The organism is Bacteroides sp. 43_46 (assembly GCF_001915455.1).
GTDB classification, from domain to species: Bacteria; Bacteroidota; Bacteroidia; order Bacteroidales; family Bacteroidaceae; genus Bacteroides; species Bacteroides caccae.
Genome location: NZ_MNQN01000017.1, coordinates 201,693 through 214,423, shown reverse-complemented (window position 1 = coordinate 214,423; position 12,731 = coordinate 201,693). Strand labels below are relative to the sequence as shown.

6 protein-coding genes are annotated in these 12,731 nt (G+C 42.1%); 5 read left to right on the top strand and 1 reads right to left on the bottom strand.

Going from position 1 to position 12,731, the window contains the following annotated elements; translation table 11 throughout:
• Positions 1 to 176: 176 nt before the first annotated feature.
• Entirely contained in the window at positions 177 to 2,024 is a 1,848-nt protein-coding gene (locus tag BHV72_RS02010) for a right-handed parallel beta-helix repeat-containing protein (RefSeq protein WP_286853949.1), read from the bottom strand.
• 334 nt (positions 2,025 to 2,358) lie between these two features.
• Here BHV72_RS02010 and BHV72_RS02005 point away from each other — a divergent pair, with 334 nt between their 5' ends.
• The 5 genes from BHV72_RS02005 to BHV72_RS01985 all read left to right on the top strand — a co-directional run bounded on the left by BHV72_RS02005 (position 2,359) and on the right by BHV72_RS01985 (position 12,567).
• Entirely contained in the window at positions 2,359 to 3,300 is a 942-nt protein-coding gene (locus tag BHV72_RS02005; RefSeq protein WP_149921483.1) for a FecR family protein, read from the top strand.
• Between the two features lie 42 nt (positions 3,301 to 3,342).
• On the top strand, positions 3,343 to 6,726 hold the full coding sequence (locus tag BHV72_RS02000) for a TonB-dependent receptor (protein ID WP_022042542.1): 3,384 nt from the start codon (positions 3,343 to 3,345) through the stop codon (positions 6,724 to 6,726).
• 11 nt (positions 6,727 to 6,737) lie between these two features.
• On the top strand, positions 6,738 to 8,642 hold the full coding sequence (locus BHV72_RS01995) for a RagB/SusD family nutrient uptake outer membrane protein (protein ID WP_286853943.1): 1,905 nt from the start codon (positions 6,738 to 6,740) through the stop codon (positions 8,640 to 8,642).
• A 21-nt stretch (positions 8,643 to 8,663) separates the two neighbouring features.
• On the top strand, positions 8,664 to 9,533 hold the full coding sequence (locus tag BHV72_RS01990; RefSeq protein ID WP_229093476.1) for a discoidin domain-containing protein: 870 nt from the start codon (positions 8,664 to 8,666) through the stop codon (positions 9,531 to 9,533).
• Positions 9,534 to 9,696: 163 nt separating this feature from the next.
• Positions 9,697 to 12,567, top strand: a complete 2,871-nt coding sequence (locus tag BHV72_RS01985; RefSeq protein ID WP_229093475.1) for a M60 family metallopeptidase — start codon at positions 9,697 to 9,699, stop codon at positions 12,565 to 12,567.
• The last annotated feature ends 164 nt before the right edge of the window (positions 12,568 to 12,731 follow it).

Sequence of the window (12,731 nt, the reverse complement as noted above, 5' to 3'; positions counted from 1 at the left end):
AAATACCAAAATAAAGAGATAAAGAGCATTTCCTTTTTAATACAATATGTCAAAGAACACTTGATGCTTACTTTTTACACAACCTCCGGGAAGGAGGGGAATGGAGATACCACCGACTGGGTAAATTACCACCAAATTTGAAGAAGAACCTAAAAACTTTTTTGTAGCAGAACTTATTATTTCAATTTTCGGAAAAAAGGATTCTTGCTAATCTTTATATCCGACGATTTCATCCTGTCGAATTTAACGGTTCTCCCTAGCACATCCCCTTCGATCTTATTATTAGAGATGACTACCAATTTGCAGGCTTCCAGCGTGATACCTTCCTTGCGGTAATGATAAGGTTGGTAAGTCGTGTCACGTATCAGCGTGTTGTCGGAGAAAGTCAGTCCGTCTACCGAGCGGGCAAAGAGGATCGGGTAGTCGAAAAGATGAAAGGTGTTATCCACAATACGGATATTGCGGTGGTAGGGATATTTCTGTTCCGGTGTCGGTATTTCCGGGTCGATACTAATCACAGCCTCGCAGAATTGGTAAATTGAAGAGTTGCAAGGATAACGAAAATCATTATTACGGATAAGTACATCTTTTACGGCCCCTGATTCATACCAGGCATTGGCGTCTCCGGCAATTAAAATAGCGGAACCGCTTGATTCGAATATGTTATTCTCGATAACGACCTTTCCCGGAGTTGATACTAGTAAGCCGCGTGCACGGCAACTTCCGAAATGACAGTTGCGTATTTCCGCATCCGGTGTGCAAGTCAGGTTTTCTATCACGTATCCGGCCTCTACTCCGGCAGGGAGCGGGGCGGATAGCTCAATGATAAATTCGGCCTTGTTGAGCGCTTCAAACTTATTCATTTTTCCGGTTGCTACGGTGCGCATTGTATTGTGTTCAATGAATCCGATCATTTCGTCCGGGCGTCCCCATTCCATACCTTCGCTCATGTCCTGCATGAATTTACATTTGATACGGGTGGGGGAGAGAACTTCCATGATGCGTGAGCAAGTTCCGTGGATATTGATCGGGTCATCCATTAATCCGGCCCAGCTGCAATTTTCTATTTTGAGCAGCCCGCTGCATCCCATAAAATGGAAGCCGTCGTCGTGTCCGCTTAATACACGTCCTTTTGCGGCATTGGGGATGATGTGGACATCGTTGAATGCGATATTTTTGCTGTATTGTGACAGGATTCCTAATCCGCAGGTATGGAATAACTTCAGATTCTCCAGTTTGGTGTCCGTGCTGTGGTAGATGAAGATACCGGCATGGTCACGGGTACTATGTCTCAACACGAGGATAGTGCCCGGTGCGGGGAAACGTTTGTTGGCTTCCCTTTTCGGATCGGCGAGGCGTACCAGTCCGGGTTTTACCTCTGTCGCATCATAAGGGCGCCATCCCAGGTTGTCGCCGGTATTGGGCAGGACGAAGTGGGTTTCAGGGTCAAACTGCATGATAGACCACAGCCCGCTTTTCCAACCTTCACCGACAAAGGTGAGCCGTTTGTTTTCTATGATGTAAGGATATTGGCGGGTGTCGATTTCCACTTCTATATAGTCGGGGGTGGATTGAGTGACGGTGCCTTGGGCGGTTAGAGGGATTTCCCAGTCAACGGAGAAGTTTTTCAGGGTGATGTTTTGGCAGCGGTCCAAGGTGAAGGGTTGCATACGGCCGTGCATGATAAACTCCGAGCCGTTGCCGTCAATAGTCAGGTTGTTGACTTGATCCAGCAGTACGGCAAGGATTTTAGGATTGACATCGTAAGTATTCGTTTCGTGATAATCTCTTTCAATGGCGTGCTGTGCCCAAAAGTCATATCTCCCCTTGGGAAAGACAAGCGTGGAGCCGGGATGTTGTTTGCAGGCATTGATTGCTTTTTGTACAAACGGTACGGCATTGATGCGGCTGTCGGGCTTTAAACCGAAATCAGAAACCGAGATAATTTTATTTGCAGAAATGTTGGTAGAACAAACCAATAATGCAAATGATAAGAGTGATTTCAATGGCAAGAGGTTTTTCATGCGTTTTGTAGTTTATTAGATGTTTATTTCTTACATAAATACTACTAATTAACCAGTATCCCTATCTATTCTCTGAAAAAAAAAGATTTTTTAGTATTTGCGTTCTTTTTGGCGGATTATTATACGGATGAGTGAGAATATGCCTTAGAATATACTGGAGGGCTTACCATAGTTCTATATGAACTAAAGCAAATCGGAGATAAAAGAAGGAGAAGAAAGGGAAAAACAGGAAAATCTTATCTTTTTTCAAATAAAATCGTTTTTTCTTGTAGGGATAAGCCGGGCTGCGGTGTATTTATATATGTAACACCAATTATTGAAGAACAGAATTGAAATGGAAACAAATACAGATAAAAGAAAAACATTAATAAGAAGACTTCTGGTTGAACAGTTATTGCCGGAAGAAAAACAGAATCTACTGAAAAGAAATTCGGTAGAAAACGAGATGAAAAAGCAATGGAAACAGTTTGAAGATGACCCAATAAAGTCGGAAGTTAAAAAAAGGATATGGAAGAATGTCCAACGTAGATGTGAAGGCAAATCCGATACTTTAGTTCATATAGAACTATGGCACTCACTGGCTGCTGCTGTCGTAATCCTCTTAGTAATAGGCGGTTTACTGTTTTTATCCGGAAACGATGATATGGGAGTAGAAAAAACGATTAAAATAATCGCAGAAAAGAATCAATTATATGTGTTGCCTGATAGCACAAAAGTGTGGATGCAGCCGGGTAGTTCGATTCGGTATGCAAAAACATTCGCCCGGGACAGGAAAGTGTGGCTGGAAGGAAATTCCTTATTTGAAGTACGCAAACATCAGGGAAATACGTTTCAGGTATATATAAATGATGCATTTATTGAGGTGAAGGGAACTTGTTTTTTGGTAAAGCAAGAGGACGCACACCGTAGCGAGATAACTCTGTTTGAAGGTAAGATTGAATTTAATGTTCCGTCTACCCGACAAAAAACGGTGATGCGCCCCTTGCAGAAACTCATTTACAACTCGGTTGATTCACAAACGCAAATTGACAATATCGCTAATATCAGTTGGGAAAACGGGAGATATAATTTCAAGGATGTCCCGTTGGCTCAATTGATTCAGATCGTAAGCCAGATGTACCATACTGATATTCTCTTACAGGGAGTACGTAAGGATGAATCCTCATTCAGCGGCAGCATTCATTATAATGAGCCTCTGGACAAGGTACTGAATAAGATTTGTTTCAGCCTGAATCTAAATATCCGGCAGACGGATGACCGGATCGTTTTATACTAGTCCATTTTTATTAACCATATGTCTAATCAAATTAATTAAAGCATGAGAAAATCACTCAGTTTTCACAGTAGCGTGCGATATTTCAAGTATATCGTGCTGGTTTTGCTTTTTTATCCGTTGACGGTCCTTGGAGCTCAGGGGCATATCACGGTGAAAGGGCAGTCTATTACAATCAAAGAAGCTATTATGCTCATTGAAAAAAACAGTAATTATGTCTTCTTTTACAATGCGGCGGATTTGAAAAACATTCGATTGAAAAATATCAATTGTTCGGGTCCGATTGATAAGGTATTGAACGAAGTATTTGCTAATACGGGAATCACTTATCTGATTCAAGGCAATGATGTTGTTCTGAAAGTGAGTAAAACGGAATCGGCCCAACAAGCTAAGAAAACGGAAATTGTGGGTGTCGTGACGGATGCACGCACGGGCGAGGCTGTCATTGGGGCGAGTGTCGCTATTGTAGGTACCACAACGGGAGTTATCACTGACATCGACGGTAAGTTTGTGATTCAGGCAGGTCCGCAGGATGTTCTGAAAATTTCGTATGTGGGATACACAGCTAAGGAAGTGAAAGTAGGCAACCGCAAAGTACTTGCTATTGATTTGTCGGAAGATGCACAGGCGCTTGAAGAGGTTGTGGTGACAGCTTACGGAACAGGACAGAAGAAGGCGAGTATGGTAGGCTCGGTGCAGGCTATCCGTCCGGCGGAATTGAAAGTCCCTTCAACGAATCTTTCCAATTCATTTGCCGGACGTTTATCCGGTGTGGTTGCTGTTCAGCGTACAGGTCGTCCCGGTGCAGACGGGTCGGATTTCTGGATTCGAGGAATCTCAACCTTGAGTGAGGCTACGTCTCCTCTGATTATCATCGACGGTGTACAGGTATCTTCGGCTGATTTGAATGCTTTGGATCCCGAGGTTATTGACGGATTCTCCATTTTGAAGGATGCTACCGCTACGGCAATGTACGGAACCCGTGGTGCAAACGGTGTTATGATTGTTACTACGAAGTCCGGACAAAACCTGGATAAACCGATTATAAATTTCCGCGTAGAGGGACAAATCAGCCAACCGACCAAGACGCCTAAGTTCGTGGACGGAGCTACGTATATGGAACTGTTCAACGAGGCTGTAAAGAACGACGGCAGTCCGGACGTTTTGTATAGTCAGGACAAGATTAACGGTACACGTATGAAACTCAATCCGTATGTTTTCCCCGATGTGAATTGGTATGATGAGATGTTTAACGATGTAGCTTTCAATGAGAAAGTTAACTTTAACATCCGTGGCGGTGGAAAGAAGATTGATTATTTCTCAAGTATTTCGGTCAACCACGAATCGGGTATGTTGAAGAACCGTTCTAAGGACTTTTTCTCTTATAACAATAATATTGATGTGATGCGCTATGCCTTCCAGAATAATATCAACGCATATCTCAGCAAATCATCAAAGTTATCCGTAAGATTGAACGTCCAACTTCGTGATTTGCGCGAGCCTAACCGCGGAATTGATGATATTTTTGCAGATGCAATGAATTCAAGCCCGGTTGAAGCACCTGTTTTCTATGAACCGGACGGAACAACCAATCACGTGAAATGGGGTACTACGGACCGTTTGATTACGGCTTATCAGGGTAACCCGGTTGCTCAGTTGACTACGGGATATAATGATACGTTTGAAAGTACGGTTATCGCCGCTCTTGAATTTGAACAGAAATTGGATTTCCTGACTAAAGGGCTTCGTTTCAAAGCGTTGGGTACGTTCAAAAACTGGTCGAAGTCTATTAATAAATATAGCGCCGGCTGGAATAAATATCTGTTGGGATCGTATGAACAGAATGAAGATGGTTCATATAGCTATACTACAAACAGAGTCGGTAATGAAGTGTCGACTGACTTGAATAGTACTAACGAGACGGCAGGAGATCGCCGGATTTATCTGGAAGCAATGGTAGATTATAACCGCACGTTCGGAAGACATGATGTAAATGCCATGTTGCTTTATAATCAGGATGAACTCGTGAATAATGTACCGGGTAACAATCTTATCAATTCTCTGCCTAAACGTAAACAAGGTCTTGCAGGCCGCCTTTCGTATGCATACGATGGAAAATATATGGCGGAAGTCAATATGGGATATAACGGTTCGGAGAATTTCGCGAAAGGACATCGCTGGGGATTTTTCCCTTCCATAGCACTGGGATATAATATCAGTGAAGAAAGTTTCTTTGAACCTTTGCGTAAAGTCATCACCAGCATGAAGTTGCGTGGTTCATGGGGATTGGTCGGTAATGACCAGATCGGTGGCGAAAGATTTATTTATATGCCTACAATTAACTTGTCCGGCAAGGGATTTACTACCGGTATCGACCAAAACTATGGATTGAGCGGACCTGTTTACACCCGCTATGAAAACAATAGCATCACTTGGGAGGTAGGAGAAAAGATCAATCTGGGTATTGACTTGCAATTATTGAACAGCCTGAACATTGTTGTTGACATTTTCCGTGAGACCCGTAGAGATATATTCCAGAAAAAAGGAACTATTCCTACATATTTGGGAACCGGAAATACTGATGTGTTCGGTAATCTTGCCGAGATGAAAAACCAGGGACTCGACCTTTCGATTGATTACAACAAGGCGTTCAGCAAGGATTTCTATATGAACTTTAAAGGAACGTTTACTTATGCGCACAATGAGATTACTAAATATGACGAAGCTCCTAAATATGCTTTTCAGTCAAAAGTGGGTCAGAGTGCTAATGTGAGCCAGGGATATTTGTCAAATGGATTGTTCTTGGATGAGGCTGAAATAGACCGTTACAATCAACAAATGGGATCTACATTGGGAGCCGGTGATATTAAATATCTCAATGTCTCAAATATGCATGGTTATGGAGATGATATCGTGGATGTGGACGACTGGACGTGGATTGGAAATCCGACTGTTCCTGAAATCGTATATGGTTTCGGACCTTCGTTCAAATATAAGAACTGGGACTTCTCTTTCTTCTTCCAGGGAGTAGCGAAAACTTCTTTGTTTATGAGTGGATTCCATCCTTTCGGAGACAATTCACTGCGTAATGTGTTGCAGTTTGTGGCAAACGACAGATGGTCACCGACTAATCAGAATGTGGATGCAAAATATCCGCGTTTGACCCGTAAGACAAGTTTGAATAATACGAATCCCGGTAACTCCGGCCGTACTTCCGATTATTGGATGCGTGACGGTTCGTTCTTGAAACTGAAAAATATGGAGCTCGGGTATACATTTAAGAGAATGCGTTTCTATATCAGCGGTTCTAACCTGTTGACATTCTCCAAGTTTGATTTATGGGATCCGGAACAAGGCGGTGGTAGTGGTTTGAAATACCCGACACAACGCGTCTTTAATGTTGGTTTCCAAATGACTTTCAATAATTAAATTTACATAGTATGAAAAAAATAATAAAATATCTGTTTTTAGCATTGTTTGCAGGATTTACAATGGTTTCCTGTGATTTCTTGGATGTGGTACCGGCGGAGAAAGCAAGCGATAAGGATGCCTTCTCCAGTCCTAAAGCAGCAGAAAGATTCCTGTATTCATGTTATGGATATATACCGCAGATTAATATGGTACAGACCTGTCTGGACTTCAGTGGAGATGAAATAATAAGCCCTTTTGCTCAAGAGTCTTACGTAAAGTTTGCTGAAGGTGTGTATACCTCGGGAAACTTAATCATCAGTTACTGGAACGATTTGTTTCTGGGTATTCGCCAGTGTTATCTGTTAAAGAAGAATATTACGTCTGTCCCCCGCATCGACCAGGCAACCATAGACAGCTATGTGGCTCAGGCTGATTTCCTGATTGCTTATTTTCACATGTTGTTGATTAAATGCTATGGTCCTGTCGTTTTGGTGAAAGAATTGCCGGTTTTGGATACTCCCAAAGATAATTTATTGGGACGTACCTCTTATGATGAGTGTGTACAGTGGACTTGTGATATGTTTGATGATGCTGCCGGAAGGTTGCCTGCAACCCGGACCGGTTCGGAATATGGACTTGCAACCAGTGTGGCTGCAAAAGCTCTTAAAGCCAGATTATTGCTTTATGCAGCTTCTCCTTTGTTTAATGGTAATACAGAATACTATAGTGACTTCGTTAATACGGATGGTAGTTCGTTGATGCCTCTTTCTTATGATGAAAATAAGTGGAAAAAGGCGGCTGATGCCGCACTTGAGGCTATTAATCTGGCTGAGTCCAACGGATATAGTTTATATGAGATGAGAGAAGGGGACTTGAGCGGTTATCCCGAACCTCAAGATCTAACACAGCGTACGTTGCGTTTTACATTTATGGATAAAGACAATTCCAAAGAAGTATTGTTTGCAGAGACCCGTAAAGCAGGTGCGTATGGTTTGCAGCCTAAATCCTTGCCTTATTTAAGTGACGGTTCGTGGAATGGAGTTGCACCGACTTTGACTATGGTGGAACGTTTTTATACGAAAAACGGACTCCCGATTGACGAAGATCCTGAGTTTGATTATCAAAATCGGTTCTCGGTAGTTCCGTTCCCCGATGGTGCTACTTATGGGGAAGGACAAACTATAAAACTGAATGTTGACCGTGAACCTCGTTTTTATGCATGGATTGCATTTCAGAATGGCTATTATGAATGCCAGACAGAATCTAAAGAGAACGCTTATGTAGCGAAAGCCGAGCGGACAGAAGGAAAGAAATGGTTGACAGATTTTACAGAACAAGGTAATTGTGGTAAGCAAGGTAGAAACAATAACTACTCAAAAACCGGATACCTGAATAAAAAAGGTGTTCATCCGGGAGTAGCTGCTTCCAAGTCGCAAAAAGAACCTTCTAAAGATTACCCATGGCCGGTTATTCGTCTGGCGGAATTGTATTTGAGTTATGCGGAGGCATGTATCGCTTATAATAAAGATGGGTATCTTGAAAAAGGTATGGTAAAACTGGATAGAATACGTGAACGTGCCGGACTTCTTTCTGTCAAGGATTCTTGGAAGAATGCAAAAAATCCGATTGTCAGTTATGAGGGAAATGGTGGCCTGAACGGTAAACTGACAGAGATTGTGAGACAGGAAAGAATGATCGAACTTTATCTGGAACAGCAGAACTTCTGGGACATTCGTCGTTGGAAACTGGGAGATAAATACTTTAATGTACCGGTGAAGGGTATGAATATTGATGCTACTGATATTAATGGGTTTGCCACTGTGAAAACTCTTCCTGATGTACGCAATTTTGATACTCCGCGGCAGTATTTGTTACCTATTCCGGCAGCAGAAGTGAGCAAGAATCCTAATATGGTACAGAATCCTAATTATTAATTAAATTTTAGCATGACTATTATGAAGAAAAACATATTTCTATTGGCTGTCACTCTACTTTTGATAGGATTCGCTAGTTGTAGTGACGAAGATACAAAGCCTATTATCCCTTCTGATGTGATCGACTTGAGTGCTGACACTCAAAACAAGCCCGGTTACATTGTGCTTCGTTGGGCAACACCTGATGATAATACGATCAGATACATAAAAGTATCTTATTATGATTATTTGCTGGAACAGGATGTGGTAAGATTGGCCAGTGTTTATGCGGATAGTGTGTTGATTCCGGATACACGTAAAAAGTTTGGAGAATATGAATTTAAAGTCCAGTCTTATAGCGAAACCGGTGATGCGGGAAATGTTCAGACAATCAAGGCTGTTTCGGAACCGGCTCCGGTACAAGTGGTCTTTGGTGAGTCCAAACAAATAGCGTTGACGGTGGACCAGTTGTCGACGAATGCTCAGGAAAAATCGGAAGGTCCTATCGCAAACCTTATTGACGGAAATACCGCTTCTTACTTCCATACGAGCTGGAGTGGGACTGTTCCTCCGGCTCCCCACTGGTTCCAGATAGATACGAAGAAAGAGATTACTTATTTCAAGTATGAGTCGGTAGCGCGTAACGGCAATAATATTCCTGATGATGTGGATATTATGGGTAGTAATGACGGAGTCAACTTCGAACTAATTGAGAATCTTACAAAGGCTAAGAATGGCATGTTGATGAGTACATCGCCCTACACATCGCCTGTCATGGGAAATAATTCAAAACCTTATCGTTATATACGTTATTCGGTGAATCATACGAATACAGGTTCTGTCTTTTTTAGTATGGCGGAATTTAAACTGTTTGAGGTTGATGCAAGCGTTGTCGATCCTGAAGCTGATTAGTAAGGAGCGTAGAATGCAGACATTGAAATAATTGGGGAAATTTTGTCTTTTTGACAACTAAGGCGGAAATATGAATATTTCTTTTTAAGAATAATATTAGATTTCCGCCTTTTTTATTTGGATGTTTTGAATAATAGATGTTACATAATAATATATCTGATAAATGGTAAATTGTCATATAAAAAAATACTTGATTATCTTCTTCGTACTTGTACAGGGGGCTGTCGCTTTTTCTTGTGCCAGTGATGATGAAGTACTGGAAGTGGTCGATTTGTCCGTTAATAAGGAAGTGGTGGATTTCAAAAGTGAAGCCGGAACGCAAAATATAACGGTTTCAACGAATGCTCCGACTTGGGAGGCTAAAGCGGATAAAAACTGGTGTACGCTTTCTGTGGCAGGAAAGATCTTGAAAGTTTCCGTAGACGAAAGTGAAGAAAGATTGGTACGTGAAGCTACCATTACGATAACGGCGGAAGGGCAGAAGAAGACGGTTAAAGTTCGGCAACTGGGCTATGAAGCTGCTATCCTGATTGATACGAACGTGTTTGAAGTGGAAGTCATTGGTAAAGAGATTACTTTTAATGTCACGACCAATGTGGAAGTGAGTGCCGGGTTTCCTGATTGGATTACTGAAAAGGCAAAATCCCGCGCGCCGGAAATGGTGACGTCTACCCACACTTATATAGTGAAAAGTAGTACGTTGGATGAAAAGAGAGAGGGAGCCATAGTCTTTACTGAGGTTTTACCGGAAGGTGCTTCGGAAGAAAACTCCCCGGTTTCTGCTTCGGTCTTGGTTTCACAACATGGCCTGAATGAATATAATGGAGGTGCGGGAGAAGACATCGAAGGTGACATCAAAGTGAAAGTGGTGAGTGGGCACGATACTTCTCATCAGGGAGAAGATGCTATTGAAAAGTCTTTTGACGGTGACTATACAACGTTGTATCATTCGAGCTGGTCGAATGGCGGAGCGAATTATTTCCCTATTACGCTGACCTATAATTTTGCGGAAGCGTCTGATGTGGATTATCTGATTTATTATCCCCGTTCCACAGGATATAACGGTCATTTTAAAGAAGTGGAAATACAGTATTCGGAAGACGGGAGTGTATTTACGAAGTTGCTGGATAAGGATTTTGAGGGTTCGGCAACTGCTACCAGAGTAACCTTTGATAATACGGTCCGGGCTAAGTCTTTCCGTTTTGTCGTGAAAAGCGGAGCAGGAGACGGGCAAGGGTTTGCTTCTTGTGCCGAAATGGAGTTCTATGCCAAGAATCTGAATGCATTTGATTATTCTACTCTTTTTGAAGATGAAACGTGTAGTAACTTGAAAGCGGGAATCATGGAAGCGGATATTGAGAACTGCAAGTATCCTTTCTTTAAGAATCTGGCTTATTATATGTTCAAGGATAAGTATGACAGAAACTTCCGTGTGGAGGACTATAAGGCGTTCCCGAATCCGGATATTCAGTCGGAAACCCACAAAACAAACCCGTACAGCCTTCTTGACAATCCGACAGGTATCTCGGTGAAAGAAGGGGAGACGCTGGTTGTAATGGTGGGCGACACACATGGACAGAACATCGGAATGAAAGTACAAAACCTGGACGTACCGGGAGGTGACGGTTTCGGAGGAGTTACGTATCCGTTATATCGCGGTATTAATAAACTGACGATGACAGGGAAAGGGCTCGTATATGTGATGTATCATACCAAAACATTGGAGGATGCGGAAACAGCGCAGCCTGTTAAGATTCATTTTGCTTCGGGTACAGTGAATGGCTATTTTGATTCGCAGAAAGAAGAACATCAGGGACGTTGGAGCGAATTGTTGGGGAAAGCTACGGACAAATATTTTGATGTGGTAGGCAAGTATGCACACTTGACATTTGAAACTAACGATTTTAGGAAATATGTTTCCACAAACGGTAATGAATTGATTGATCTTTATGATAAGATTGCTCACAGTGAAATGCAACTTCTCGGATTGGAGAAATATGACAAGATGTTCAAGAACAGGATATATCTGAATGTCATGTATCACTCTTTTATGTACGCTACTGCATATCATACGGCTTACAATCAGTCAACCATGGGGGATGTGTGTGATCCTAATGTCTTGAAAACCACCGGTTGCTGGGGACCTGCTCACGAAATCGGGCATTGCAACCAGACCCGCCCGGGCGTTAAGTGGATAGGACTGACGGAGGTGACCAATAATATCATGTCCGAGTATGTGCAGACTACAATTTTCGGGCAACCCTCCCGGATACAAACCGAGGATATGGGAGCGGTTTACCGTAACAGATATTCAAAGGCATGGAATGGTATTATTGTTCCGAAAGCTTCTCATGCTGATTTTAAAAATCTCGATGATTCGGATGATGTGTTTTGCAAGTTGGTTCCTTTCTGGCAACTGGAGCTTTACTTCGGTAAAGTGCTTGGGCGGACTCCTCTTCAGCAGTCGGACCGTGGCGGTTTCTATCCGGATGTTTTCGAGTATGCTCGTACAAAAGATTATGGTGGCATGAGTGAGGGACAGATTCAAATGGATTTCGTTTATAATTGTTGTGTGGCGGCGCAGGTGAATTTACTTGATTTCTTCGAGAAATGGGGATTCCTGACACCTGTGGACAGGTCGATTGAAGATTATGATACGAAAACTTTGAAAGTTACCGAAGAAATGGTTGATGAACTGAAAAAGAAAGTAGAGAATCTGGGATATGACAAATTGCAGAATATTGCTTTGGAATATATTTCGGACAATACATGGGAATTGTATAAGAACAAGCCTGAAGTAATATCCGGAACAAATGCAACACGAAGCGGTAATACCATTACAATCAAGAATTGGCAGAATGTAGTGGCTTATGAGGTGAAGGATCAGACTGGTAAACTTGTCTTTGTTTCTAGTGGTGAAACAACCTCTTCTACTACCGATATGTTCACTCTTTCCGGCAACTGGGATAGTAGCTATAAACTTTATGCTGTATCGGCAGCAGGGAAACGCACGGAGATTCCGGTAGGAAATTAACTGCTGTTCTGAATATTGCCATAGATTAGTACAAAACTGTTATAGTTATCAGTTATATCTGATAACTATGACAGACTGTGTTAATCTATGGCATTTTTCATGTATTTTATAGATGTAATTCGCGGTAAAAATATTACTTTTGTCTATCACAAGATTTTATACAA

Coding starts and splice junctions, on each gene's coding strand:
- BHV72_RS02010 (WP_286853949.1), bottom strand. CDS start 2,024: ATGAAAAACCTCTTGCCATTGAAATCACTCTTATCATTTGCATTATTG.
- BHV72_RS02005 (WP_149921483.1), top strand. CDS start 2,359: ATGGAAACAAATACAGATAAAAGAAAAACATTAATAAGAAGACTTCTG.
- BHV72_RS02000 (WP_022042542.1), top strand. CDS start 3,343: ATGAGAAAATCACTCAGTTTTCACAGTAGCGTGCGATATTTCAAGTAT.
- BHV72_RS01995 (WP_286853943.1), top strand. CDS start 6,738: ATGAAAAAAATAATAAAATATCTGTTTTTAGCATTGTTTGCAGGATTT.
- BHV72_RS01990 (WP_229093476.1), top strand. CDS start 8,664: ATGAAGAAAAACATATTTCTATTGGCTGTCACTCTACTTTTGATAGGA.
- BHV72_RS01985 (WP_229093475.1), top strand. CDS start 9,697: ATGGTAAATTGTCATATAAAAAAATACTTGATTATCTTCTTCGTACTT.